This window comes from Stutzerimonas stutzeri, from assembly GCF_002909485.1.
GTDB classification, from domain to species: domain Bacteria; phylum Pseudomonadota; class Gammaproteobacteria; order Pseudomonadales; family Pseudomonadaceae; genus Stutzerimonas; species Stutzerimonas stutzeri_AH.
In genome coordinates this window covers 730,002-753,968 of the sequence record NZ_PPXG01000002.1, presented here as the reverse complement: position 1 = coordinate 753,968, position 23,967 = coordinate 730,002, and the positions used below count along the sequence as shown (strand labels likewise).

At 59.1% G+C, this 23,967-nt stretch carries 27 protein-coding genes and 1 tRNA gene; 5 read left to right on the top strand and 23 right to left on the bottom strand.

Annotation, left to right across the window (positions count from 1 at the left end; translation table 11 throughout):
- Positions 1-19: 19 nt before the first annotated feature.
- Both bamC and dapA read right to left on the bottom strand, forming a co-directional pair.
- A complete protein-coding gene (gene bamC, locus CXK91_RS07370) occupies positions 20-1,120 on the bottom strand; it encodes an outer membrane protein assembly factor BamC (RefSeq protein ID WP_103455513.1) in 1,101 nt (366 codons plus the stop codon).
- 16 nt (positions 1,121-1,136) lie between these two features.
- Positions 1,137-2,015: a 4-hydroxy-tetrahydrodipicolinate synthase gene (gene dapA, locus CXK91_RS07365; RefSeq protein ID WP_103455512.1), complete on the bottom strand. Its 879-nt coding sequence runs from the start codon at positions 2,013-2,015 to the stop codon at positions 1,137-1,139.
- A gap of 227 nt (positions 2,016-2,242) precedes the next feature.
- Between dapA and CXK91_RS07360 the strand changes: the two genes are divergently transcribed.
- The gene (locus CXK91_RS07360; protein ID WP_103455511.1) at positions 2,243-2,803 is read left to right on the top strand and encodes a glycine cleavage system protein R; all 561 of its coding nucleotides are present in this window, start codon (positions 2,243-2,245) and stop codon (positions 2,801-2,803) included.
- A gap of 20 nt (positions 2,804-2,823) precedes the next feature.
- Positions 2,824-3,297: a peroxiredoxin gene (locus CXK91_RS07355; protein ID WP_103455510.1), complete on the top strand. Its 474-nt coding sequence runs from the start codon at positions 2,824-2,826 to the stop codon at positions 3,295-3,297.
- A 33-nt stretch (positions 3,298-3,330) separates the two neighbouring features.
- Here the strand turns inward: CXK91_RS07355 and CXK91_RS07350 are convergent, their stop codons facing one another.
- Both CXK91_RS07350 and CXK91_RS07345 read right to left on the bottom strand, forming a co-directional pair.
- The gene (locus CXK91_RS07350) at positions 3,331-4,407 is read right to left on the bottom strand and encodes an AI-2E family transporter (RefSeq protein ID WP_003280327.1); all 1,077 of its coding nucleotides are present in this window, start codon (positions 4,405-4,407) and stop codon (positions 3,331-3,333) included.
- A 21-nt stretch (positions 4,408-4,428) separates the two neighbouring features.
- Positions 4,429-4,680 (bottom strand): sulfurtransferase TusA family protein, encoded by a 252-nt coding sequence (locus tag CXK91_RS07345; protein WP_103455509.1) that lies wholly within the window; start codon positions 4,678-4,680, stop codon positions 4,429-4,431.
- A 110-nt stretch (positions 4,681-4,790) separates the two neighbouring features.
- On the opposite strand from CXK91_RS07345, the gene CXK91_RS07340 reads away from it, so the two are divergent.
- Positions 4,791-6,224, top strand: coding sequence for a M48 family metalloprotease (locus CXK91_RS07340; RefSeq protein WP_103455508.1), 1,434 nt, complete (start codon positions 4,791-4,793; stop codon positions 6,222-6,224).
- A gap of 41 nt (positions 6,225-6,265) precedes the next feature.
- On the opposite strand, the gene nadA is transcribed toward CXK91_RS07340, so the two are convergent.
- The 17 genes from nadA to aspS form a co-directional block, all read right to left on the bottom strand.
- Positions 6,266-7,324: a quinolinate synthase NadA gene (nadA, locus tag CXK91_RS07335; RefSeq protein WP_103455507.1), complete on the bottom strand. Its 1,059-nt coding sequence runs from the start codon at positions 7,322-7,324 to the stop codon at positions 6,266-6,268.
- Between the two features lie 242 nt (positions 7,325-7,566).
- Positions 7,567-9,063, bottom strand: coding sequence for an acetyl-CoA hydrolase/transferase family protein (locus CXK91_RS07330; protein WP_103455506.1), 1,497 nt, complete (start codon positions 9,061-9,063; stop codon positions 7,567-7,569).
- A gap of 204 nt (positions 9,064-9,267) precedes the next feature.
- Positions 9,268-9,343: transfer RNA gene (locus tag CXK91_RS07325), tRNA-Lys, on the bottom strand.
- Positions 9,344-9,450: 107 nt separating this feature from the next.
- Positions 9,451-10,125 (bottom strand): 7-cyano-7-deazaguanine synthase QueC, encoded by a 675-nt coding sequence (gene queC, locus CXK91_RS07320; protein ID WP_103455505.1) that lies wholly within the window; start codon positions 10,123-10,125, stop codon positions 9,451-9,453.
- Positions 10,126-10,188: 63 nt separating this feature from the next.
- On the bottom strand, positions 10,189-10,830 hold the full coding sequence (gene queE / locus CXK91_RS07315) for a 7-carboxy-7-deazaguanine synthase QueE (RefSeq protein WP_181003928.1): 642 nt from the start codon (positions 10,828-10,830) through the stop codon (positions 10,189-10,191).
- Between the two features lie 120 nt (positions 10,831-10,950).
- Positions 10,951-11,766: a tol-pal system protein YbgF gene (gene ybgF, locus CXK91_RS07310; protein ID WP_103455503.1), complete on the bottom strand. Its 816-nt coding sequence runs from the start codon at positions 11,764-11,766 to the stop codon at positions 10,951-10,953.
- Between the two features lie 6 nt (positions 11,767-11,772).
- Positions 11,773-12,276 (bottom strand): peptidoglycan-associated lipoprotein Pal, encoded by a 504-nt coding sequence (gene pal / locus CXK91_RS07305; RefSeq protein ID WP_003280313.1) that lies wholly within the window; start codon positions 12,274-12,276, stop codon positions 11,773-11,775.
- A gap of 48 nt (positions 12,277-12,324) precedes the next feature.
- Positions 12,325-13,626 carry a Tol-Pal system beta propeller repeat protein TolB gene (tolB, locus tag CXK91_RS07300; protein WP_103455502.1) on the bottom strand — a complete coding sequence of 434 codons (1,302 nt, stop codon included), beginning with the start codon at positions 13,624-13,626 and terminating at the stop codon, positions 12,325-12,327.
- Positions 13,623-14,621 carry a cell envelope integrity protein TolA gene (gene tolA / locus CXK91_RS07295; RefSeq protein WP_103455501.1) on the bottom strand — a complete coding sequence of 333 codons (999 nt, stop codon included), beginning with the start codon at positions 14,619-14,621 and terminating at the stop codon, positions 13,623-13,625. The genes tolB and tolA overlap by 4 nt, the downstream gene beginning before the upstream one ends.
- A complete protein-coding gene (tolR, locus tag CXK91_RS07290) occupies positions 14,621-15,061 on the bottom strand; it encodes a protein TolR (protein ID WP_103455500.1) in 441 nt (146 codons plus the stop codon). The genes tolA and tolR overlap by 1 nt, the downstream gene beginning before the upstream one ends.
- Positions 15,062-15,072: 11 nt before the next feature.
- Positions 15,073-15,765 carry a protein TolQ gene (gene tolQ, locus CXK91_RS07285; protein WP_103455499.1) on the bottom strand — a complete coding sequence of 231 codons (693 nt, stop codon included), beginning with the start codon at positions 15,763-15,765 and terminating at the stop codon, positions 15,073-15,075.
- A 2-nt stretch (positions 15,766-15,767) separates the two neighbouring features.
- Positions 15,768-16,211: a tol-pal system-associated acyl-CoA thioesterase gene (gene ybgC / locus CXK91_RS07280; RefSeq protein WP_103455498.1), complete on the bottom strand. Its 444-nt coding sequence runs from the start codon at positions 16,209-16,211 to the stop codon at positions 15,768-15,770.
- Between the two features lie 51 nt (positions 16,212-16,262).
- On the bottom strand, positions 16,263-17,315 hold the full coding sequence (gene ruvB, locus CXK91_RS07275; RefSeq protein ID WP_103455497.1) for a Holliday junction branch migration DNA helicase RuvB: 1,053 nt from the start codon (positions 17,313-17,315) through the stop codon (positions 16,263-16,265).
- A gap of 3 nt (positions 17,316-17,318) precedes the next feature.
- Complete coding sequence (ruvA, locus tag CXK91_RS07270) at positions 17,319-17,924, bottom strand: Holliday junction branch migration protein RuvA (protein ID WP_103455496.1); 606 nt, start codon at positions 17,922-17,924, stop codon at positions 17,319-17,321.
- A gap of 77 nt (positions 17,925-18,001) precedes the next feature.
- A complete protein-coding gene (ruvC, locus tag CXK91_RS07265) occupies positions 18,002-18,526 on the bottom strand; it encodes a crossover junction endodeoxyribonuclease RuvC (protein WP_103455495.1) in 525 nt (174 codons plus the stop codon).
- 149 nt (positions 18,527-18,675) lie between these two features.
- A complete protein-coding gene (locus CXK91_RS07260) occupies positions 18,676-19,425 on the bottom strand; it encodes a YebC/PmpR family DNA-binding transcriptional regulator (RefSeq protein WP_103455494.1) in 750 nt (249 codons plus the stop codon).
- A 153-nt stretch (positions 19,426-19,578) separates the two neighbouring features.
- Positions 19,579-21,354 carry an aspartate--tRNA ligase gene (gene aspS, locus CXK91_RS07255; protein ID WP_103455493.1) on the bottom strand — a complete coding sequence of 592 codons (1,776 nt, stop codon included), beginning with the start codon at positions 21,352-21,354 and terminating at the stop codon, positions 19,579-19,581.
- Positions 21,355-21,702: 348 nt separating this feature from the next.
- On the opposite strand from aspS, the gene CXK91_RS07250 reads away from it, so the two are divergent.
- Complete coding sequence (locus CXK91_RS07250; protein ID WP_103455492.1) at positions 21,703-22,173, top strand: Dps family protein; 471 nt, start codon at positions 21,703-21,705, stop codon at positions 22,171-22,173.
- 272 nt (positions 22,174-22,445) lie between these two features.
- Positions 22,446-23,057: a cold-shock protein gene (locus CXK91_RS22980; RefSeq protein ID WP_103455491.1), complete on the top strand. Its 612-nt coding sequence runs from the start codon at positions 22,446-22,448 to the stop codon at positions 23,055-23,057.
- 49 nt (positions 23,058-23,106) lie between these two features.
- Here the strand turns inward: CXK91_RS22980 and CXK91_RS07240 are convergent, their stop codons facing one another.
- Complete coding sequence (locus tag CXK91_RS07240; protein WP_103455490.1) at positions 23,107-23,313, bottom strand: SlyX family protein; 207 nt, start codon at positions 23,311-23,313, stop codon at positions 23,107-23,109.
- A gap of 2 nt (positions 23,314-23,315) precedes the next feature.
- A complete protein-coding gene (locus CXK91_RS07235) occupies positions 23,316-23,738 on the bottom strand; it encodes an HIT family protein (protein WP_103455489.1) in 423 nt (140 codons plus the stop codon).
- Positions 23,739-23,967: the final 229 nt, after the last annotated feature.

Sequence of the window (23,967 nt, the reverse complement as noted above, 5' to 3'; positions counted from 1 at the left end):
GTTACAGGGCTGCTTTCGCTTAACCCAGGTTATCTTTGATCTGACTAAGCACTCTGCGTGCAACGTCCGCTGGTGCGACACTGTCGATGCTCTTGTCGAGCGTCACCTGAACGCCGTTGCCTACACGTGTCAGGCGTAGCTGGTAACGCTCGGCCCGCGCCTCGATCTCGTCCTTGTCAGGCGAACCACCGAACAGGCGGCTGAAGAAGCCTGGCTTGTCATCCGGGTCGTTGGCGCGCTCGCTGAGGTTCACGTAGTAAACACCGAGGCTGCGATCAAGATCGTCGACTCGCAGGTCTGCCGCCTGAAGCGCACGGCCAATGCTGGACCAGGCGCGGTCGAAGTCGCTGTCCAGCTGCAGCAGCGGGTTGCCGCTACCGTCTTCGGTCAGGTTTACACGGCTCGGGGCATCGAAGTCCCGCTCGGCCAGCAGCGATACGGAGCCGCCTTGACGGGCGCTACGGTTCAGGCTGACCTGCAGCTCGTCGAGCAGTACCCGGTCGAGCTCCTTGTTGGCTGGGGTTTCCGGCCAGGCAACGTCGGTGCTGCTACCGGCTGGGCGCTTGACGCTAACGACGAAGATCTCACTGGTGTTGCGCTGCACGCCGGGCTCGACACGAACACGTACACGCGTTTCGCCGTCCTGAATGCCCAGGTTGCGCACCAGCGCTTCGTCCAACTGAGAAGCGGTCTGCCAGGCAGTGGCGAACTCGCCAGTCTGGCGGCGTTCGTCAGCGATGCTGAAGCCCTTGTCGGTGAAGAACTGGCGCGCGGCGATCCATACCTGCGATGGCGCGTACTGCGCTACCAGCCAGCGGGAATCCCCTGACGACTGCACGCTGAAATTGCTGACGTCCGCTGCCACCTGCAGGCGCTGGGGACGTGGCACTTCGTATTTGCCGGTGCTGGTGCTGTCGGCAACCTGGCGCGGTACCGGCAGCAGTGGGTCGAGCGGGCGGGTCTCGCCATCGACTGCCACCTGCATCGGCGCGGTCTGCCGCGCCGAAAGGTAGTCGCTACCGCGGTCGCGGAAGTATCCATCGTCGCCCCACAGCCAGCCGCAGCCACTAGTTGCAGAGATCATCAGGGCAAGGGTCGAGAGTCCGGCCAGTCGCTTCATGCGTATTCCTTTGTTATTAAGCCAGTACGCCGGTTTGGCGCATTGCCTGGCGTAGCGGTTCCTGGAAGCTCTGACTCAGCCAGGTCAATGGCAGACGGATGCCATTACCCATCAGGCCCATCTCGTGCAATGCCCATTTGACCGGGATCGGATTGGCCTCCAGGAACAGAGCGCGATGCAATGGCATCAACCGCTCGTTGATAGCCCGGGCGGTGACGGCATCACCCGTCATTGCCGCGGCGCAGAGGTCGCTCATGGCGCGAGGCGCCACATTCGCCGTAACGGAAATGTTGCCCTTACCGCCCATCAGCATCAGCTCGACGGCTGTTGGGTCGTCGCCCGAATAAACGAGAAAATCCTTGCTGACACGATCCAGGACTTCCTGCCCGCGCTTGAGATCGCCCGTGGCCTCCTTGATACCGATGATGTTCGATATTTTGGAAAGTCGCTCAACGGTGTCCGGAAGCATGTCGCACACAGTTCGGCCTGGCACGTTGTAAAGGATCTGCGGGATCGCCACGGCCTCGGCGATGTGCTTGAAGTGCAGGTACAGCCCTTCCTGAGTCGGCTTGTTGTAGTACGGGGTTACCAGCAAGCAGGCATCTGCGCCAGCAGTCTTGGCATTCTCGGTCAGCTCGACGGCTTCACTGGTGGAGTTGGCGCCCGTGCCGGCGATCACCGGAATGCGGCCATTAACCTGATCGACAACACGCCGGATCACTTCGATGTGCTCGGCAACACTCAGCGTGGCCGACTCACCCGTAGTTCCGACAGCAACGATTGCATTGGTGCCTTCCTGCAAATGGAAGTCCACCAGTTTGCTCAGGCTGTCCCAGTCCAGACCGCCTTGCGCATCCATGGGCGTGACCAGCGCCACCATACTGCCCGCAATCATGCAACCACTCCTGCCGGAATAAATAAAAAGAGGCGTAATGGTACAAGGCTCCCCTGCGCTTTGCGAGTAGCGTGAAGCATGCCGCACGAAGCACCCAGCGCCTTGCTGGGAACACGAGACAAAGACCTCCATTGGGCAGCGCGCATTCCCTCTGACCTCGCTTTTCGCTACCCTTAGCCGTTTTCGGCTTGGCTGGCCGACCGATTCACCACCGCCAGGAATGCTGCATGTCCACCCCCCCTTTACCCCGCGAACAATTTCTCGTCATCAGCGCTCTGGGCTCCAACCCGATGGAGCTAACTAACGTGCTCTGCCGGGCCGCCAACGAGAATCGCTGCGCAGTGGTCAGCACGCGGCTGACGCGTCACGGCGAATGCAGTGCGCTGGTTCTGGAAGTCACTGGTAGCTGGGATGCTTTGGCCCGGATGGAAACCACCCTTCCGGGGCTATCGAAGAAGCACGCCTTCACCGCCAACGTAGTGCGCAGCGAAGCGTTGGAGACCCGCCCACAAGCGCTGCCCTACGTAGCCTATGTGAGTGCGGCTTTTCGCCCAGACATCCTCAATGAGCTGTGTCAATTCTTCATCGACCACCGCGTCGAGCTGGAGAGCCTTACCTGCGACACCTATCAGGCACCGCAAACCGGCGGGACCATGCTCAACGCCACATTGACCGTCACGCTTCCCGCCGGCACCCAGATCAGTTGGCTGCGCGACCAGTTCCTTGATTTTGCCGATGCGCTCAATCTCGATGCGCTGATCGAGCCATGGCGCCCGCAGAACCCTTAAGCCTAGCAACAGGAGTCAACATGGCCGTTGAAATCGACCGCCCCGTTCCGCCCTTCCAGGCCCAGGCCACGAGCGGCCAGCTGATCGATCTCGAATCGCTGGCTGGCAAGCAGGTGGTGCTGTACTTCTACCCGAAGGACAACACGCCCGGCTGCACGACCCAGGGGCAAGGGTTTCGCGATCATCACCCGGCGTTTCTGGCGGCGAACACACTGGTGTTCGGCATTTCCCGTGACAGCCTGAAGACCCACGAAAACTTCCGCACCAAACAGAGCTTTCCGTTCGAGCTGATAAGCGACAAGGACGAGCGACTCTGCCAACTGTTCGGCGTAATCAAGCTGAAGAAGCTCTACGGCAAGGAGTATCTCGGCGTGGAACGCAGCACTTTCCTCATCGACCGCAACGGCGTACTGCGGCAGGAGTGGCGCTCTGTAAAAGTGCCTGGCCATGTAGAAGCAGTGCTCCAAGCTGCCCAGGCGTTGAACGAAGCGTAAAAAAGGGCTGGCGCTCTGCCAGCCCTTCGCACCTCACTCGCTGGGGGGCACCACCACCGCAGCCGGCCCGCGCGGCCAAGCGTAGAGAACGGCCTTGAACAGCGTGGCCAGGGGGATTGCGAAGAAAACACCCCAGAAGCCCCAGAGACCGCCGAACAGCAGCACTGCGCAGATGATCGCAACCGGATGCAGATTCACCGCCTCGGAGAATAGCAACGGCACCAGCACGTTGCCGTCCAACGTCTGAATGATCGCGTAAGCCACCATCAGGTAGAAGAACTGATCGCCCAGCCCCCACTGGAATATCCCGATCAGCGCGATAGGTATGGTGACGACAGTGGCGCCGATATAGGGAACGACCACCGACACCCCCACCAGCATTGCCATCAGAGCCGCATAGTTGAGCCCCAGGGCGGCGAAGACCACATAGGACACCACCGCACAGATCAGGATCTCGATCACCTTGCCACGGATGTAATTGGCGATCTGCAGGTTCATTTCCTGCGATACCTGTGTGATCAAGCCCCGCTCACGCGGCAGGTAGCCCTTGATCCAGTCACTGATCTGCTGCCGATCCTTGAGGAAGAAGAACACCAGAATGGGCACCAGGACCAGGTAGATCATCAGCCCGATCAGTAACGGAAGACTGGATAACGACGAAGTTAGCACCAGCTGACCATACCGCCCGATTTCACCGCGCATGAAGTCGATGCCGCGTAGCACCTGCTCGTCGGTTACCAGCTGCGGATAGCGCTCTGGCAACAACAACAGCAGCGATTGCCACTCGACGAGCATGCGCGGCAACTCGTTGAACAGCGTCAGCACCTGCTGCCAAAGCAGCGGCACAATGAACAGCAGGCAAATCACAAGCACGCCGATGAACATCAGAAACACCAACCAGACCGCCAGCGAATGTGGCACTCGCAAGCGCTCCAGGGCAGCGACGAGCCCCTGCATCAGGAATGCCAGCACCAGACCGGCCAAGACCGGTGCGAGCATCTTGCCAAGGGTCAGCACAGCTGCAAATGCAAGAAACAGCAGAACCGCGAGAACTACCGCCTCCTCATCAGAGAAGTAACGCTGCATCCAACCGCGTAATACCTTGATCATGTAATTCCTCGAAGCAAATCGTCAGGCCTTGCGCAGCCAATAGCGATAGAGGCCGTTGTCGACCTCCTCATGCAACAGCGCATGGCCGGCCAGCTTGGCGAAACTGCGGAAATCCCTTTGCGAACCTGGATCGCTGGCAACGACCTTCAGTACCGCACCGCTGGCCAACCGATTGAGTTCCAGTTTGGCCTTGAGCAATGGCATCGGACAATCGAGCCCAACAGCATCCAGCTCGGCATCGCACTCAAGCGACTGCGGTCGTGCTTCAGTCATGGTTCGCCTCCACAGAAAAGCCTCGCAGCATACCTAGCACAGCGGGGCTCTGGCCAGCTGGCCAAGGTCAAGGCTACAGTAGCCGTTCTCACTTCAATGAGCCTGTCTGGATGAAACTGCTGCGCCCTGCCCTCCTCACGCTCACCTGCCTGCTCGTCCAACCAGTAGTGTTGGCGAACGATCTGCCTTCACTCGGCGATGCCAGTTCCGGCATAGTCTCGCCGGAACAGGAACATCAACTGGGTCGCGCATGGCTCAGCCTGCTGCGTGGACAGGTCAGACAGCTCTCCGACCCGCAACTAAAAGACTATGTTGAGAGCAGCGTCTACCGCCTTGCCGAGACAAGCCAGCTGCAGGATCGCCGCTTAGAATTCGTTCTGCTGGACAGCCCGCAACTGAACGCCTTTGCCGCCCCCGGGGGGATAATCGGCGTCAATGGCGGCCTGTTCATTCATGCGCAAACCGAAGCCGAATACGCCTCGGTGATGGCGCACGAACTGGCGCACCTGTCGCAGCGCCACTTCGCCCGCGGCCTTGAAGCGCAGCAGCGCATGCAGCTGCCGATGATGGCCGCCATGCTGGCAGGCGTTGTGGCCGCAGCGGCCGGCGCAGGGGACGCGGGCATCGCCGCCATCGTTTCTACTCAAGCGGCGGCGATTCAGGCCCAGCGCCGATTTTCCCGACAGAACGAACAGGAAGCTGACCGTATCGGCATCGTAAACCTGGAACGGGCCGGGTTCGATCCTCGCGCAATGCCGTCAATGTTTGGTCGCCTGATGCGGCAGTATCGTTATGACCAGAAGCCGCCCGAGTTTCTCCTGACTCACCCGGTCAGCGAATCGCGCATCGCCGACACCACGAACCGAGCAGAGCAGTACCCGAAGGGTGGTGCGCAGGACAGCCTGCGTTACCAGTTGATGCGTGCTCGCACGCAGCTGAAGTTTGAAAGCACTCCAGGAGTTGGAGCCAAGCGTTTTCGAGCGATGCTCAGCGACAACCCTGAGATGGATGCGGCCCGCTATGGCCTGGCGCTCGCACAGATCAAGGCTGGGCAACTCGAAGACGCGCGCAGCACGCTCACCCCCCTACTGGCCAAGGCGCCGGACGACCTCACCTATAACCTTGCGCAGATCGAGCTGGACATCACCTCCAACCGCCTGCAACAGGCACAGACACGCGTGCAGCGGCTGCTGCAGTTGTACCCGGGCAACTACCCAGTGCGCCAGATGCACATCGACCTGCTGATGGAGCAGGGAGAAACGCAGCAGGCCGAGCGCGAACTCGACAGGCTCGTCGACCAGCGCCGGCGGGATCCCGATATCTGGTATCAGGTAGCAGAGGTCCGCGGACTGAGCGGCAATATTGTCGGGCTGCATCAGGCGCGGGCGGAATACTTCGCGCTAGTGGGCGATTACGACCAGGGTATTGAGCAGCTGAACCTGGCCAAACGCCGCGCCAGCAACTTCCAGATATCCGCACGGATCGACGCACGCCAAAAACAACTGATCGATGAGAAGCGCATGGTCGACGAAATGCTGCGATGAATCAGCAATGGCGCTGAAGGCTCAGCGCCCTTGCAGCAACCTCAGGCGTTGCCTGCCTGTTTCAGCCGTGCGGCCTGAGTGAAATCGAGCATCCGCTTGAGTGGCTTGACCGCCCGCGGAATGATCGCTGGATCGACGAAGATCTCGTTGCTTCCCGCGCGCAGGCACTCCAGCGTCCTCTCCAGGGTGTTCATCGCCATCCAGGGGCAATGCGCACAGCTGCGACAGCTCGCGCCCTGGCCGGCGGTTGGCGCTTCGATGAAGGTTTTATCCGGACAAAGCTGCTGCATCTTGTAGAAGATGCCGCGATCGGTCGCGACGATGAAGGTCTGTTGCGGCAACGTCTGCGCGGCTTTGATGAGCTGGCTGGTGGACCCTACAGCATCGGCGAGCTCGACCACAGCCTGCGGGGACTCCGGATGCACAAGAATGGCTGCATCGGGATATAAGGCCTTCATGTCCGCCAGCTGCTTGGACTTGAACTCTTCATGAACGATACAGGCGCCATCCCAAAGCAGAATGTCTGCGCCGGTTTCCCGCTGCACGTAGTCGCCAAGATGCTTGTCCGGCGCCCAGATGATCTTCTCGCCGTTATCCATCAGGCTTTCGACGATCTCAAGCGCACAACTGGATGTCACCACCCAATCAGCCCGCGCCTTCACCGCAGCCGAGGTATTGGCATAGACCACCACGGTGCGCTCCGGATGCTGATCGCAGAAAGCCGAGAACTCTTCGACCGGGCAGCCCAGATCGAGTGAGCAGGTGGCCTCGAGCGTCGGCATCAGCACACGCTTTTCGGGGTTGAGAATTTTCGCTGTTTCTCCCATGAACTTGACGCCCGCGACCAGCACGGTCTGCGCCGGATGCTCATTGCCGAAGCGCGCCATCTCCAGGGAGTCGGAAACACAGCCACCGGTTTCTTCCGCCAACGCCTGAATTACCGGATCAGTGTAGTAATGCGCCACCAGCACCGCATTCTGGCGCTTCAACTCGGCGGCTATCTCACCGCGCAACTGCACTTCCTGCTCAGGCGTGAGCGGCTTGGGCTGCTTGGCCGCCAGGTGAGCCTGCACAAGAATGCGTTCGGGTATCTGCGTCATGGACGGGTCCTGCCAGCACGGGATTGCACGAAGCGCCGAGTATAACGGCATGAACCGAAAATTCGGGCTCGTCGATAGATACGGAGGGCGCAGGATTCAGACTTGCGTCCTGCCATTCAAGGGGCAGGAATACTAGCCGAAGCGTCTGTAAAAGGGAAAGCAGACGGAATTGCTCGGGTAGCGCAGAGCATTGCACCCTACGAAATGAAAACCGCCGGCATCAGCCGGCGGTTTCTTCTGGATTACTCGCCCTTGAGCATGTGCCCACGTTCTTCCAGATTGATGTGCCACTGCATGGCTTCGCCCAGCAGGTGTGGCGTCTGACCGCCCTTCTTGCAGGCGTCATCGAAATACTTGTTCAGCACGTCACGATAGGACGGGTGCACGCAGTTGTCGATGATGACACGCGCACGCTCCCGCGGCGCCAGACCACGCAGGTCAGCCAGACCTTGTTCGGTCACCAGAATTTCGACGTCATGCTCGGTGTGGTCAACGTGCGCAACCATTGGGACGACGCTGGAGATGTTGCCACCCTTGGCGATCGACTTGGTCACGAAGATGGCCATGTGGGCGTTACGTGCGAAGTCGCCCGAACCGCCAATGCCGTTCATCATCTTGGTGCCACCCACGTGAGTGGAGTTGACGTTGCCATAGATGTCGAACTCGAGCGCGGTGTTGATGCCGATGATGCCCAGACGACGCACCAGCTCTGGATGGTTGGAAATTTCCTGAGGACGCAGGATCAGCTTGTCCTTGTACTTTTCCAGATTGCCGAACACGCGGTCATTGCAACGCTCGGACAGCGTGATGGAGCAACCGGAAGCAAAGGTCATCTTGCCAGCGTCGATCAGCTCAAAGGTGCAGTCCTGCAGTACTTCGGAGTACATGACCAGGTCTTCGAACGGCGAGTCGATCAGACCACACATCACGGCGTTGGCGATGTTGCCGATCCCAACCTGCATCGGGCCGAGATTCTTCGCCATACGACCAGCATCGACTTCGCTCTTGAAGAACTCAACCAGATGGTTGGCGATGGCCTGGGTATCTGCGTCCGGCGGGGTAACCGTGGAGTAGGAATCCGGCTGATCGGTGATGACGATAGCAGCGATCTTGGCGGGATCGACCGGGATCGAGGTAGCACCGAGACGGTCATCGACCTTGGTCAGCGGAATCGGACCGCGGTTCGGACGCTCGCCTGGGAAGTAGATGTCGTGCAGACCTTCCAGGTTCAGGTTGTGCGCCAGATTCAGCTCGATGATCACCTGGTCGGCAAACATCACCAAGTTGGCAGAGTTGCCCACGGATGTGGTCGGAACAATGTGGCCCTGCTCGGTGATGCACAGCGCCTCAATGATGGTGACGTCAGGGCGCTTGATCTGATGGTTGCGCATCTGCTCGACGGTGTGCGACAGGTGCTGGTCGATGAACATGACCTCACCTGCGTTAATCGCCTTGCGCAGTACCGGATCGGCCTGGAACGGCATGCGACGGGCCAGCAGCCCCGCTGAAGCCATCTTGCCATCGAGATCGTTACCCAGGCTGGCACCAGTAACCAGACTGATCTGCAGCTTCTCGTCCTTGGCGCGGTCGATCAGCGCGAGGGGCACGGCCTTGGCTTCGCCCGCACGGGTGAAACCGCTCATGCCAACGGTCATGCCGTCGCGGATAAGGGAAGCGGCCTCTTGGGCGCTCATTACCTTGCTCTGCAGAGAGGACAAGCGGATGCGATCAGAATACATTTGAGCCTCGAACCAACGGACAATCAGGAAGTCCGCAGTCTATTACGTTTAAAAACCCTTGAGCCACCTACTAAGGTCGTAGAGAAAAACGCCGCTTATGGCCGAACGTAGCACCCAGGCGAGCGCCGTTGCCAATATGCAGGCATAAAAAAAGCCGGAGACCTTCAAGGTCGTCCGACTTCTCGTACTCCCGAAGGAGAAAAATGGTGGGTCGTGTAGGATTCGAACCTACGACCAATTGGTTAAAAGCCAACTGCTCTACCAACTGAGCTAACGACCCAATGCGGGGCGCATGATACTGATTTGATTGATGAAAACAAACTTTTTTTTAAAAAAGATTCAATCAATACAGTGTGGCGTCAGCCCGAGATCAAGCGCGACGGCAATCTAGAAATAGCGCGTCGGGTCAGCCAAGCCAGCTTCGGCAAAACCGGCAGCGCGCAGTCGGCAACTGTCGCATTTACCACATGCCCGACCATCCGCATCAGCCTGATAGCAGGAAACTGTCATCGCATAGTCCACTCCCAAACGAACCCCCTCCTGGACGATCTGCGCCTTGCTCAGCTCTTGCAGCGGAGCCCGAATACGGAACCCCAGCCCTTCCACACCAGCCTTGGTAGCCAGATTGGCCATGCGCTCGAACGCCGCAACGAACTCCGGCCGACAATCTGGATAGCCGGAATAGTCGACCGCATTGACACCGATGAAGATGTCGCGCGCGCCGAGCACTTCCGCCCAGCCAAGCGCCAGCGAGAGAAAGACTGTGTTGCGTGCAGGAACGTAGGTGACAGGAATGCCCTCACTTGGCACCTCAGGCACATCGATGCTTTCATCGGTCAGCGCCGAGCCGCCGATGCCGTTTAGGTTGAGCCCAATCACCTTGTGCTCGACCACACCCAACTGTTTCGCTACCCGTTCGGCGGCCTGCAGCTCGGCCCGATGACGCTGCCCATAGTCGAAACTCATCGTGTAGCAGGCGTAACCCTGATCACGGGCCATGGCCACGACGGTAGCCGAATCGAGTCCGCCGGACAGCAGGATGACTGCCTTCTTATCGTTCATTTCGCGATACCTTCAAAGCGGGTTGTCCCAGCCAGCATGAAGCTGGCCACCGGAGCTACGATCTCAATGGCCGGGGGCGTCGTTCCAGATGATCTTGTGCAGCTGCAACTGCAACCGCACAGGCAGATTGTCAGCAACGATCCAATCCGAAAGCGCACGAACATCAACCTGGCCGTGACTGGGCGAGAAGAGCACTTCACCGGCGCGCCTATCCAGCCCATATTCGATCAGCTTAGTGACGGCCCAGTCGTAGTCCTGGCGGGAACAGATGACGAACTTCACCTGATCGTTAGGCGTGAGATAGGCGATGTTCTCGTAGCGATTGCGTGCAACCTCGGCAGAGCCCGGCGTTTTCAGGTCTACCACTCGACTGACGCGCTCATCCACCGCAGAAATATCGAGCGCACCACTGGTCTCCAGTGAAACCTCGTACCCTGCATCACAAAGGCGCTCCAGCAATGGCACGCAGTTAGGCTGCGCCAAAGGCTCTCCACCGGTTACGCAGACGTAGCGGGGATTGTAGGACGCGACACGCGCAACGATCGCATCGAGAGTCATCAGCTCTCCACCGCTGAACGCATAGGCGGTATCACAATATTGACAGCGCAGGGGACAGCCGGTCAGGCGAACGAACACAGTGGGCAGCCCACTGGTTCGCGTTTCCCCCTGCAGCGAGTAAAAAATCTCGGTAATTCGCAGAGTCATATCAGCCACGGGCGTGACGGCTAAACAGGCCATCCGCCTCCGTTGCGGGAAATAGGGGCGGCGATTCTAACGAAAAAACCCGCACAACGGGCGGGTTTCGTTCGTATCGCCAGCGTGATATCAGCGATTGAGTTGCCGCTGAGCCAACTGTGCAGCCGATGTATTCGGGTACTGGGCAATGACCTGACGCAAAATGCCCTGAGCCTTGTCCCGGTTACCCAGACGAATTTCGACATCAGCCAGCTTGTAGAGCGAATCCGGCACCTTATTGTGCTGCGGATAAGCCTGGCTGACCCGAGCGAAGGCCTGGCCGGCGCCTTGCAAATCGCCCTTGGCCAGATTGACCTCGCCCAGCCAGTACTGCGCATTGCCCGCGTACTGACTGTCAGGGTATTTGCGCAGAAAGGCCGCAAAAGCCTGGCTGGCCTTATCGAAGTCTTTCGCCTTGATCAGGTCAAAAGCAGCATCGTAGTAGAGCTTTTCCTGCTCAGGATCGCTCGACCCACTTTGCGACTGGCCTTGGCTGGCGCTAGCAGTGCCCGAACTTCCAGCCGTGGAGGCCGTATTACCCGAGGGCAAGGACTGATTGGCGGTAGAGGTGGACCCACTCGACAGGCGCCGATCAATATCCTTGTAACGTTCCAGCCCCTCTTGTTGCAGGCGCTGGATCTGATTCTGTTGTTCCTCAAGCATGCCGCGCAATTGCGCGATCTCTTCCTGCATCTGCTGTAGCTGCATGAAGAGCATGCCCTGCGCCGAAGATGGAGCAGTAGCTCCACCTCCAGCATAGGCACCGTCACCGCTCGGCGCGGCCGTGGAGTAGCCAGAGTTGCCGCTAGCGGCGCCCTGTTCGTAATCCACAACCGGCACTTGAGCCACCGCCATAAGCGGCAGACCGAGCACTGTAAAAGTCAGAGCGTGGCGGTACTTGCGCATATCGAATTACTTACGCAGTTCGACGCGACGGTTCTGAGCCCAGGACTGCTCGTCGTTACCCATGGCAACCGGACGCTCTTCGCCGTAGGAAACCAGCTCCAGCTGGGCCGGGGAAACGCCCTGCAGTACGAGGTAACGCTGAACGGCCTTGGAACGGCGCTCGCCCAGAGCCATGTTGTACTCGCGGGTACCACGCTCGTCGGTGTGGCCTTCCAGAACGACGCGAGCGCCGTTGCCTTTCAGGTCCTTGGCGTGAACGTCCAGAGCGCGCATGGCTTCCGGCTTCAGGTCGGAGCTGTCGTACTCGAAGTAGAAGGTAGTGATGGCGCGCAGAGCAGCTTCTTCGCTCATGCTGCTATCGACGGAACCGGAATCAGCACCGTAACCAGCGTTCGGATCGATCGCGCCCGAACCTTCACCCGAATCGTCGCCGCCCTTGGAGGAACAACCGACAGCAACAGCCATGGCCAGAGCCAGAGCGGTGAACTTACCGAATTTCAGCATTTCCATGTGTAACAACCCCAGGTGTGTTTTTGGTTAAAAAGCGTTGATACCGCATCAGTTCAGGTAAGGGGACCAGGACGGCTCTCGGACTTCTCCTTGAGCTGTTGGAAGCGGGAGCCTAACGCGTCCATTGATGGACACGAGCATCAAGACTCCCCGGCCCTGCTGGCGGGTGGCGTAGATTAGCATGGTGCCATTAGGCGCAACAGTGGGTGACTCATCCAGACTGGTATCCGAAAGTATCCGCAGGTTGCCCCGCTGCAGGTCCTGGGCAGCAACCTTGAAGTTGGTGTAGCCGTCCTGGCGGTGGATCATGACAAGAGTCTTCTCATCAGCCGACAGTTTAGGGTTCGCATTGTAGTTTCCGACGAACGTTACGCGCTCGGCCGAATTGCTGCCTATCCGCTGCTTGTAAACCTGCGGTTTGCCGGCACGGTCGGAGGTGAAGTAGATGGTCTGGCCGTCAGCACCCCAGAAGGGTTCGGTGTCGATCGCATAGTGGTTGGTCAGACGCTGCAACTGCCGCGAGCCTAGATCCATCACGTAGATCTCCGGGTTGCCGTCCTTCGAAAGCACGAACGCCAGCCGATTGCCGTCCGGCGAAAATGCCGGCGCACCGTTCAGGCCTTCGAAATTGGTGATCTGCTCGCGTCGACCGGTATCGACATGCTGCATGAAAATACGCGGACGCTTCTGCTCGAACGACACGTAGGCGATTCGGCGGCCATCAGGCGAGTAGCGCGGAGAAAGAATAGGCTCACGCGACTGCAGCAACGTCACCGCACGCGCACCATCGTAGTCGGAGCGTTGCAGCGTGTAGCGGGTGTTCGCGCCACCCAACCGCTCGACGGTCACATACAGCAGACGGGTGGAAAATGCGCCCTTGATGCCAGTGAGCTTTTCAAACGACTGGTCAGCGGCGTGGTGAGCCATGTCACGCAGCTGGTCCGGTGCACCGCCAACCGTTCCAGTCATGACCTGCTGCTCGGTGGCTACATTGAACACCTCGTAGCGTACCTGCAGCCGACCACCAGCCGGCTCGATATTCCCTACCATCACATACTGGGTACCCAGAGCTTTCCAGTCACGGTAGATGATCTCACTACCACGGGTAGGCATGCTGATCATGTTCTGCCGAGGTATGGGCTGGAACGTGCCCGAGTTACGCAGGTCGTTTCCAATGATCTCAGCCATGTCCTCCGGCAGCACGGTGCCGCCCTGCCAGCCGAACGGGACGACGGCGATCGGAATCGCGCGATCGGCACCACTGGTGACGACAATATTTTTCTCCTGCGCTACTGCGATTCCCGCAAGACAGCAGAGCAGGACAAGTAGACCTCGAAGGGAGTTGATCACAACGCAAGATCCTCAGGCGTGAATGTCATTTTGAATGATCGGTAAGGTTGAAAATCCTGCGGGCTCAGGCCCTGCATTTCAGTCAACCGACCGATGTTCTTTACTGCGGCGACCGCAGAATTATCGAATGGCGCATCACCGCTCGACCTGTACACGCTGACATTGGCGATTGTGCCATCCGGAAGCATGTTTACCTGAAGCTGAACAGTCATGTTATTACGCGCCGATGGTGGTCGACTCCAGCCTTCCGCCGCACGCAGCCGAATCAGATCGTCGAAGTCGCCAGCGACCTGATCGCCATGGCTATCGGCCAATGCCTGCTGACGCTCGGTGGTATCGGACAGTAGCTCGGCCAGCGCCTGCGCCTTCTTGTCCTCTGCCGCTTTGCGCGCTGCATCTGCTGCCGCTTTCTTCTTCGCCTCTTCAGCCGCCTTCTTCTTGGCTGCCTCGGCTGCAGCCTTCTTCTTGGCCTCTTCAGCTGCCTTGCGCTTTGCCTCTTCGGCGGCCTTTTTCTTAGCTTCCTCCGCAGCCTTTTTCTTGGTCAGCTCCTCAGCCGACTTCTTTTTCGCGATTTCGGCCTGCTTCTGCTGCTCGAGCTTCTTGGCCTCCTCGGCCTTTTTTGCCGCTGCAGCTTTGTCGGCTGCTGCTTTCGCCGCATCGGCCTTTCGAGCCTCTTCAGCCTTCTTTTGTTCCGCAGCCACAGCCGCAGCCTGTTTTTGCTGCTCGACCTTACGCTGCTCCATCTGCTCGGTTTCGAACTGTTTGGCAGCTGTCTTCTTCGCCTCACCGGCAATCTTCTGATTGGTCTGAGTGGTGGCCTGGCTCTGAGACTTCAGCTGGTACAGAGTAGCCTGCACGATCGGCTTGGACGGCGGCAGCTCGGGCGTCTTGGAAAAGCTGACGAAAAGCATGCCGAAGACCAGAACATGCAAGCCGACGGCGAGCACGGTCGGCCAGAAGTAGCTCTGCGAAGGTGACGGGTCACGCTGCTGCATCAAGGAGCCTCGGTGATCAGGCCAACGTTACCTACGCCCGCTTCCTGCAAGCCACCCATGGCCGCCATGACCGAGCCGTAATCCACAGCGCGGTCGCCGCGGATGAATACCTGGGTATCCGGACGCTGACGCATGATGGCGACCACAGCCTGAGTCATGTCCTCCAGCGCGACGGCCTCGTTGCCCTTGCTTTCAGTGTCGACCTCGCTACCCACATTCCAGTAATACGTCTTGTCGGCCTTGATGGAGATGGTCAACACCTGCTTGTCGTTATCTTGCGGCAAGGCCTCACTGCTGACCTTCGGCAGATCGACCTTGACCCCCTGATTGAGCATCGGCGCCGTAACCATGAAGATGACCAGCAATACCAGCATCACGTCGATGTATGGCACCACGTTCATCTCGGCGACGGGCTTGCGTCTTTTGCGGATTCTGGCCATGGCCGTGGGCCTCAGTCTTCGGTGGTGTGGACTTTGCGATGCAGGATTGCCTGGAACTCATCGGCAAAGGTGTAGTAACGCCCGATAAGCATCTCGCCACGAGCAGCGAAGCGGTTGTAGGCGATCACCGCAGGAATCGCAGCGAATAGGCCAATCGCCGTGGCAATCAACGCCTCGGCGATACCAGGCGCCACGGTCGCCAACGTCGCCTGCTGCACCTGAGCCAGGCCACGGAACGAATTCATGATCCCCCAGACCGTACCGAACAGACCGATATAGGGGCTGGTGGAGCCGACGGTGGCGAGGAATGGCAAGCTCTGCTCCAGCTTTTCCTCTTCACGGGAAATCGCCACGCGCATTGCACGGTTGACGCCATCCATTACCGCATCCGGATCGACGCCCTGCTGCTGACGCAGACGGGAGAACTCCTTGAAGCCGGCACGGAAGATCTGCTCTACACCAGAATCTGGGTCAGGGTTGCTACCTGCCTGGCGATAGAGCTTGGACAGATCTACGCCTGACCAGAAGCGCTCCTCGAAGGTATCGAGCGATCGCTTTGCGGCACGCAGCATGTTGCCGCGCTGAAAAATCAGAATCCATGAGGCTACCGAGGCGCCGACAAGGATCAGCATGACCAGCTGAACCACGAAGCTGGCATTGCTGATCAGGCTCCACATGGACATATGATCGACGTTGGCTTCCACGCTTACTCTCCTGCAGGGGATAGACCCAAGCCCGCGAATGCGCTGCGCAGCGCCTCGGGAATGGCTCGGGGTTTCAAACTTTCGGCACGTACGCAGGCCACCAGCACCTGCCCCTCACAAAGCAAAACATCATCTACCGCACGGCGAACCTGTTGACGGAAACGCAGGCTGGCACGATTGAGCTCGATCACCTCGGCACTCACCAACAACTCATCATCCAAACGTGCTGGGGCGCGGTAGCGCGCCTCAACCGAATGCACGACGAACAGCAAGTCCTCACCGGCCAATTGCGACTGAGCGAATCCCAGGCTCCGCAACCGCTCGGTACGAGCTCGCTCCATGAATTTGAGGTAATTGACGTAGTAGACAATGCCGCCCGCATCGGTGTCCTCGTAATAGACTCGACAGCGGTGGGTGAAGATTTCAGCTCCGGCTTGCGCGCGCATACTAGTGCTCAGCCCTGTAAATGCCAATCGGGTTAGAGAACATTATTTTCTTCAAACTGTGTCGCCATCGAACAAGTCAGGGGTCGGTGCATCGCTCATTCGTTTGGGCAGGTTGAGGCCGAAGTGCAGATAGGCATGGCGCGTCACTACCCGACCGCGCGGCGTGCGCATTATGTAGCCCTGTTGGATCAGGTACGGCTCGAGCACGTCCTCGATGGTATGACGCTCTTCGCTGATCGCAGCGGCAAGGCTGTCGATGCCAACCGGCCCACCGTCGAATTTCTCGATCAGCGTGAGCAGCAAGCGCCGATCCTGATGGTCGAAACCACGCTCATCGACATCGAGCATGTTCAGCGCGAGGTCGGCAATCTGCCGCGTAATCTCGCCGCGACCACGCACTTCGGCGAAGTCACGCACGCGGCGCAGCAGGCGATTGGCTATTCGTGGCGTTCCTCGTGCCCTTCGAGCAATCTCGAAAGCCCCCTCGGGCTCGGTCGGAAGCCCCAGGATGCTCGCTGAACGGCGGACGATAGTGGCCAGATCTTCAGTGGAGTAAAACTCCAGTCGCTGGACGATGCCGAATCGATCGCGCAGCGGATTGGTCAGCATGCCGGCACGAGTAGTGGCACCCACAAGGGTGAACGGTGGCAGGTCCAACTTGATCGAGCGAGCCGCAGGCCCCTCCCCGATCATGATATCCAGCTGGAAATCTTCCATTGCCGGATATAGCACTTCCTCGACAATAGGCGAAAGACGATGAATCTCGTCGACGAACAGCACGTCGCCGGACTCCAGATTGGTCAACAAGGCAGCAAGATCGCCAGGCCGTTCAAGAACAGGCCCCGATGTGCTCTTGATCGACACGCCCATTTCTTCGGCGATGATGTTCGCCAGCGTGGTCTTGCCCAGACCGGGCGGGCCGAAAATAAGCGTATGGTCCAGCGCTTCCTGGCGCCCCTTGGCAGCGCGAATGAAAAGATCCATCTGCTCGCGTACGACCGGCTGACCGATGTAATCAGCCAGCGTTAAGGGACGAATGGCACGGTCCAGTTGCTCGTCACGATCACGAGTGCCCGCGGTGACGATACGATCCGCTTCGATCATGGCTTACACCATGCCCTTGAGGGCGCGACGGATCATTTCTTCACTGCTCAAATCATCTTCCTGTATGGCGGACACCGCACGGCTGGCTTCCTGCGGCTTGAAGCCCAAGGAGATCAACGCGCTGACCGCATCATTCTCGGCGCTTGTGACTGCCATTTTGCTCCCGGGTTCAACCACGAAGGTCGCGATTGCAGGCATGCTTTCCCAAGCTTTGAAGCGATCTTTCAACTCCACTAGAAGCCGCTCGGCGGTCTTCTTGCCAACCCCCGGTATACGCACCAGCACCGATGTGTCCTGCGCCTGCACGCAACGCACCAGCTCATCGACTTCCAACCCGGACATCAATGCAAGCGCCAGCTTGGGACCAACACCGTTCAGGCGAATGAGCTCGCGAAACAGCTCGCGCTCGCGCTTCTCGGCAAAGCCATAAAGAAGCTGCGCGTCTTCGCGCACGACCAGATGAGTGTGCAGTGTGACCGGCTCGCCAAGGGCAGGCAGGCGATAGAGTGTCGTCATCGGCACCTCGACCTCATAGCCGATGCCGTTAACGTCGAGAATCAGATGTGGCGGTTGTTTCTCCGCCAGCGTGCCACGCAAACGTCCGATCAATCCTGTTTCCTCCGACTCCACAGCCAAGGCTGCGGCCAATCGCATTAACATGCCACTTAAAAGAATGCTGGCAATTTCTACAGCCGTAACCGCCCGCCTCGCCGCTTGGCACCGGCCAAGCCGTGAGGGATCAGGCTTTGCCGATGGTGCGCATGACATAGTGCAATGGCCAGCGCGTCTGAAGCATCGATCTGCGGTTTTTCCAGGAGTTTGAGCAGATGCATGACCATCATCTGCACCTGCTGCTTGTCCGCCCCACCTGTCCCGGCGATGGCCTGCTTGACCTGCGTTGCGGTGTACTCGGCGATCTGCAGGCCCGCCTCGGCTCCAGCAACGATGGCTGCGCCCCGGGCCTGACCTAGCTTGAGCGCAGAGTCGGCGTTACGCGCCATGAACACCTGCTCGATGCCCATGGTCACCGGACCATAGGTCTGGATGACCTCGCTCACGCCACTGAACACCGCACGCAGGCGGTCAGGCAGGTCCCCGGTACCTGTACGGATACAACCGGACGCCACATATTCACAACCGCGGCCGGTATCGCGAACGACACCGTAACCGGTAATTCGAGAGCCGGGATCGATACCCAAAATGAGCGTCATGCGTACCGTCGTGCTGGCTATTTATCCAGTGGCGAGTATACGGAGACGCTGCCTGGTGCGCCACCAACAGGATCACGCCAACCCACACCCATAAAAAAGCCGAGAGCCCATCAAAGCGGCTCCCGGCTGCACATGCCGCAATGCTTGGCTTAATTCAGCTGCTGCATGATCTCGTCAGAAATCTCCGCGTTGTGGTAGACGTTCTGCACATCGTCCAGATCTTCCAGCGCATCGATCAAGCGCAGGACCTTCTGCGCCGTCTCGACATCGGCGATAGGCGCCATGATCGAGGGAATCATTGCCACTTCCGCTTCATCACCCTTGAAGCCAGCCTGCGTCAACGCTTCATTGACCGAGAGGAAATCCGCGAAGCTGGTGTAAACCTCCACCGAACCATCTTCCTGGCTGGCCACATCGTCCGCGCCAGCTTCAAGCGCCGCTTCCATCAGCGCGTCCTCATCGACCCCAGGCGCATAGCTGATCTGCCCCTTACGATCGAACATATAGGCAACCGAGCCGTCAGTACCGAGGTTACCGCCGTTCTTGCTGAACGCGTGGCGCACTTCGGCTGCGGTGCGATTACGATTATCAGTCATGGCCTCGATGATGATTGCCACGCCGCTCGGTGCGTAGCCCTCATAGCTGAGCTCGGTCATGTTATCGGCTTCACTGGAGCCTGCGCCCCGCGCGATAGCACGATCGATCACGTCGCGCGACATATTGGCCGTCAATGCCTTGTCCACTGCCAGGCGCAGACGCGGGTTATCTGCGGGCACGCCACCGCCATGCTTGGCCGCCACGGTCAGCTCACGGATCAATTTGGTGAAGATCTTGCCCCGCTTGGCGTCCTGACGCTCCTTGCGATGCTTGATGTTGGCCCATTTGGAATGACCAGCCATAACTCACTCCATTCTTCGACTGAATCAGAAATCTCGATAACCGCCCCCACCTGCAACTACACATCAGGACGGGAGACAACTATCGCCATAACGCCTGCACGGCTCCGCACCGCAAGACGAAGAAGCCTGGCAGAACCAGGCTTCGGATAGCACTTACTCCGCCTTGGGTTGCTCACGCAGGCGGATATGCAGGTCACGCAGTGCCTTGCTGTCCACCGCACCCGGTGCCTGGGTCATCACGTCCGCAGCGCTCTGGGTTTTCGGGAAGGCGATCACTTCGCGAATCGACTGCGCACCGGTCATCAGCATCACCAGGCGATCGAGGCCAAAGGCCAGACCGCCGTGCGGCGGAGCACCGAATTTAAGCGCATCGAGAAGGAAGCCGAACTTCTCTTCCTGCTCGGCCTCATCGATTCCGAGAATGCGGAACACGGTCTGCTGCATTTCCTTACGGTGGATACGGATCGAGCCACCACCGAGTTCGGTGCCGTTGAGCACCATGTCGTAAGCGCGGGACAGAGCCCCAGCCGGATTGGCCTCCAACTCCTGCGGTGAACATTTTGGCGCAGTGAACGGATGGTGCAATGCGCTCAGAGAGCCGTCGTCGTTCTCTTCGAACATCGGGAAATCAACCACCCACAGCGGCGCCCAGTCACAAGTCAGCAGCTTGAGGTCGTGACCGATCTTGATGCGCAGCGCGCCCAACGCCTCGGAAACGATCTTCGACTTGTCGGCACCAAAGAAGACAATGTCGCCATCGACTGCACCGACGCGATCAAGGATCACGTTGAGATTATCTTCCGGGATGAACTTGACGATCGGCGACTGCAAGCCCTCGACGCCCTTGGCGCGCTCGTTGACCTTGATATAGGCCAGACCCTTCGCGCCGTAGATACCAACGAACTTGGTGTAGTCGTCGATCTGGCTGCGCGGCATGCTCGCGGCACCCGGAACACGCAGCGCGGCGACGCGCCCCTTAGGGTCGTTGGCCGGGCCCGAGAACACCTTGAATTCGACGGCGTCGAGCTGATCAGCCACGTCCACCAGCTCAAGCGGGATGCGCAGGTCAGGCTTGTCAGAGCCATAACGGCGCATCGCTTCGTCGAACGGCATGTGCGGGAAGTCACCGAATTCCAGATCCAGCACTTCCTTGAACAGCTTGCGGATCATGCCTTCGGTGATACCGATGATGTCTGCTTCGTCGAGGAAGCTGGTTTCGATATCGATCTGAGTGAACTCAGGCTGGCGATCAGCGCGCAGGTCTTCGTCGCGGAAGCACTTGGCGATCTGGTAGTAGCGGTCGAAGCCGGCAACCATCAGCAGCTGTTTGAACAGCTGCGGCGATTGCGGCAGCGCAAAGAAGTTGCCGGCGTGGGTACGGCTGGGCACCAGATAGTCACGCGCACCTTCAGGCGTAGGGCGACCCAGAATCGGGGTTTCCACATCCAGAAAGCCGTTTTCATCCAGGTAGCGGCGAATGCTGGCGGTGATGCGCGAGCGCAGCTTGAGCTTTTCTGCCATTTCCGGACGGCGCAGATCAATGAAGCGGTAGCGCAGTCGCGTCTCTTCGCCTACATCGCTGTACTCATTGAGCGGGAACGGCGGCGTCTCCGCTTCGTTCAATACTTCCAGTTCGTAGCCCAGTACTTCGATGGCGCCGGAAGCAATGTTCGGGTTGACCGCACCGGCTGGGCGCAGGCGCACCTTTCCGGTGATCTTCACTACATATTCACTGCGCACCTTGTCGGCTGTCGCGAAGGTTTCTGCGCGATCCGGATCGAAGACCACCTGAGCCAGGCCCTCACGATCACGCACGTCGAGGAAGATCACCCCGCCATGGTCACGACGGCGATGTACCCAGCCGCAAAGAGTGATTTCCTGGCCGTCCAGGCTTTCGTTCAGTTGGCCGCAATAGTGGCTGCGCATCATGGTGGAGTTCGCTTCTCGTATCTTGAATTCGATGGGGCGCTAGAGCCAGGACAGGCTGACAGCACCGTAGCTGCTCTGCGCAAGCGGCATGTACCGCACGCGATACCGCATATGACGCCAGGCGCTGCAGCACGCGCAGGGGTCGCCGGGCATAAGCGCGGGATTATATCTCCATAATCACCGCGGCGCAGCCGTTGCCCTGAGCGATTCGAAATCCAGTAAGGCAATGGAACCCCGACCCGACAGCGCCTTCCAACCGGTGAGGATCCAGTCAGAAACGCATCGATTCACAACACCGCGCATTTTTCTGGCATAACTAACGACTGAATCATCCACCAGGAGAAAAACATGGAAATCAACATTGGTATCGCTGAACAGGACCGGGCAGCCATCGCCGAGGGTCTGTCTCGCCTGCTTGCCGACACCTACACCCTGTACCTGAAAACCCACAATTTCCACTGGAACGTCACCGGCCCGATGTTCAACACGCTGCACACCATGTTCGAAACCCAGTACACCGAACTGGCCATCGCTGTAGATGACATCGCCGAGCGCATCCGCACCTTGGGCTTCCCGGCGCCGGGCACCTACGCCGCCTACGCCCGCCTGAGTTCGATCAAGGAAGAAGAAGGTGTTCCTTCGGCCGAAGAAATGATCAAGCTACTGGTGGAAGGTCAGGAAGCCGTCGTTCGTACCGCTCGCGGTATTTTCCCGCTGCTGGATAAGGTCAGTGACGAGCCGACCGCTGACCTGCTGACCCAGCGCATGCAGATCCACGAAAAGACTGCCTGGATGCTGCGCAGCCTGCTTTCGGCTTGAGGCTTTTCTGAACAGGGCGCCCTTGCGCGCCCTGCTCAACATCGACAATCCGCGCAGCAGAGCCGGCCTCCACTGTTTCCTTTACCGCTGCCAAGCCGGTGGAACGGAACGCTCATTTGAGCGCCCCACTCCTTTCCTGTTAAATACGCCGCGCTGCAGCCCAGACCCACGCGGTTCATCGAACAGTGTTCAGCCCTGACCGACGAACGTTTTCCACGGGCACCCTGGCCTGCGCTTCTTCTGTCGTGTTATCAACCGTGAGTCATACAACAATGCTTAAGATTGTCCATGTATTGGCGGGCATCGTTGCCCTGCTGCTGTCATTCGTTCCCAGCCTTCAAGGCGCTATGCCTTTACTCCTGCAGCCCGAAGCGTTGTGCCTGCTAATGCTCGGCTTGCTTAACGTTCAATTCGCCCCCTCAGCCCAACTGAGCGACAGCCGAACTCGCCCAGTAATCGCAGGGGCATCTGCACTGCTCCTGATTTCTATCGCACTGCAGGCTGTCGTCCTGCTTGCAGCGGTCCCGCAGATTGCAGGCCAGCCTGCTACGCTGGCCAGTCTGCTGCTTGCCCTCGTTGCCGTCCTGCTCCACCTGGCGACGCCTCGGAGCCGCAGCAAACAGCCAAAAGCTGCGCGCACGAGCACCACTACCACCCCACCCGCAGCAGGCCGCGAGGCAGGCACGGTGAAGTGGTTCAACACATCCAAGGGATTCGGCTTCATCTCAAGGGACAGCGGGGATGATGTGTTCGTACACTTTCGCGCGATCCGGGGCGAGGGCCATCGCATTCTGGTCGAAGGCCAGCGCGTGGAGTTCACCATCATGATGCGCGACAAGGGCCTGCAGGCTGAAGACGTAGTACCGACCGATTCAGGTCGATAAGCCTGTCGAAGCGGGCCACGACCGAAAGTCATGGCCCGTGTCGAACACATCAATAATGCGGCGGCGGAGCCTCTTCCTCGCCAGCATCAAAGGTGACTTGCATTTCCTCCTGTCGCCTAGCCAGAGCCGCCACCTGAAGCTGCAACCGATCCATGATCCGCTGTTGCTCGACGAGCACGTCGTTCAAGGCCTGAATCGTGTCATCCTGAAATGCCAGGCGCGCCTCCAGATCTGTCACCCGTGACTCCAGATCCATAGTCATTCTCCGAAACGAAAGTGATCGGCCAGCACCAGCCTGAGCTTATCCTTTAAGGCCGTTACCTGCTCTTCGCTATAGGGCTTCGCCGGGTGCTTACCCCATACCGGAGCCGGCCATGCAGCATCATCGCGACGCCTTGCAATTACATGCATATGCAACTGCCCGACCATGTTGCCGAGCGTCGCGACGTTCATCTTGTCCGCGCCAAACGTGTCCTTCACTGTCTCAGCCAACGAGGTGGTTTCCCGCCATAGGGCCTGTTGGTCGGCGGCATCGAGCTGGAACAGCTCGCTCACCTCGTCGCGGCGCGGCACCAATATGAACCACGGGTACTGCGCGTCATTCATCAACAGCAGCCGACAGAGAGGGAAGTCGCCAAGCAGCAACGTATCCTGCTCCAGGCGCGAATCGAGAACGAACATAGAACTTCTCCCTAAAACAGCTCAGCTGATTGTGCAAAGAAAAAATAATACCCCATGCAGCGGCAGCAACAAGCCGCTATAAGGTGCACGAAGATCGAGCCAGTATGCGATGCAGACGCCTCGTTTCAGTGCACGGATCCATGCATAGAGTGCCCTTTAAGCCTGTAAAAGCCGCTAAGGCATTTTGAGTACGATTCTTGCTAATCCGGAGAATGGAACGTCGTCGCGG

Bases quoted from the DNA above. Each gene is read 5' to 3' on its own strand.
- pal (WP_003280313.1), bottom strand. From the start codon at position 12,276: ATGGAAATGCTGAAATTCGGTAAGTTCACCGCTCTGGCTCTGGCCATG.
- CXK91_RS07355 (WP_103455510.1), top strand. From the start codon at position 2,824: ATGGCCGTTGAAATCGACCGCCCCGTTCCGCCCTTCCAGGCCCAGGCC.
- queC (WP_103455505.1), bottom strand. From the start codon at position 10,125: ATGAACGATAAGAAGGCAGTCATCCTGCTGTCCGGCGGACTCGATTCG.
- CXK91_RS07350 (WP_003280327.1), bottom strand. From the start codon at position 4,407: ATGATCAAGGTATTACGCGGTTGGATGCAGCGTTACTTCTCTGATGAG.
- nadA (WP_103455507.1), bottom strand. From the start codon at position 7,324: ATGACGCAGATACCCGAACGCATTCTTGTGCAGGCTCACCTGGCGGCC.
- CXK91_RS07235 (WP_103455489.1), bottom strand. From the start codon at position 23,738: ATGTTCGTTCTCGATTCGCGCCTGGAGCAGGATACGTTGCTGCTTGGC.
- ruvB (WP_103455497.1), bottom strand. From the start codon at position 17,315: ATGATCGAAGCGGATCGTATCGTCACCGCGGGCACTCGTGATCGTGAC.
- ruvC (WP_103455495.1), bottom strand. From the start codon at position 18,526: ATGACGCTCATTTTGGGTATCGATCCCGGCTCTCGAATTACCGGTTAC.
- CXK91_RS07330 (WP_103455506.1), bottom strand. From the start codon at position 9,063: ATGTATTCTGATCGCATCCGCTTGTCCTCTCTGCAGAGCAAGGTAATG.
- CXK91_RS07250 (WP_103455492.1), top strand. From the start codon at position 21,703: ATGGAAATCAACATTGGTATCGCTGAACAGGACCGGGCAGCCATCGCC.
- CXK91_RS07240 (WP_103455490.1), bottom strand. From the start codon at position 23,313: ATGGATCTGGAGTCACGGGTGACAGATCTGGAGGCGCGCCTGGCATTT.
- bamC (WP_103455513.1), bottom strand. From the start codon at position 1,120: ATGAAGCGACTGGCCGGACTCTCGACCCTTGCCCTGATGATCTCTGCA.
- CXK91_RS07345 (WP_103455509.1), bottom strand. From the start codon at position 4,680: ATGACTGAAGCACGACCGCAGTCGCTTGAGTGCGATGCCGAGCTGGAT.
- tolA (WP_103455501.1), bottom strand. From the start codon at position 14,621: ATGCAGCAGCGTGACCCGTCACCTTCGCAGAGCTACTTCTGGCCGACC.
- dapA (WP_103455512.1), bottom strand. From the start codon at position 2,015: ATGATTGCGGGCAGTATGGTGGCGCTGGTCACGCCCATGGATGCGCAA.
- CXK91_RS07260 (WP_103455494.1), bottom strand. From the start codon at position 19,425: ATGGCTGGTCATTCCAAATGGGCCAACATCAAGCATCGCAAGGAGCGT.
- CXK91_RS07340 (WP_103455508.1), top strand. From the start codon at position 4,791: ATGAAACTGCTGCGCCCTGCCCTCCTCACGCTCACCTGCCTGCTCGTC.
- ybgF (WP_103455503.1), bottom strand. From the start codon at position 11,766: ATGCGCAAGTACCGCCACGCTCTGACTTTTACAGTGCTCGGTCTGCCG.
- ybgC (WP_103455498.1), bottom strand. From the start codon at position 16,211: ATGCGCGCGCAAGCCGGAGCTGAAATCTTCACCCACCGCTGTCGAGTC.
- tolR (WP_103455500.1), bottom strand. From the start codon at position 15,061: ATGGCCAGAATCCGCAAAAGACGCAAGCCCGTCGCCGAGATGAACGTG.
- aspS (WP_103455493.1), bottom strand. From the start codon at position 21,354: ATGATGCGCAGCCACTATTGCGGCCAACTGAACGAAAGCCTGGACGGC.
- CXK91_RS22980 (WP_103455491.1), top strand. From the start codon at position 22,446: ATGCTTAAGATTGTCCATGTATTGGCGGGCATCGTTGCCCTGCTGCTG.
- queE (WP_181003928.1), bottom strand. From the start codon at position 10,830: ATGACTCTGCGAATTACCGAGATTTTTTACTCGCTGCAGGGGGAAACG.
- CXK91_RS07360 (WP_103455511.1), top strand. From the start codon at position 2,243: ATGTCCACCCCCCCTTTACCCCGCGAACAATTTCTCGTCATCAGCGCT.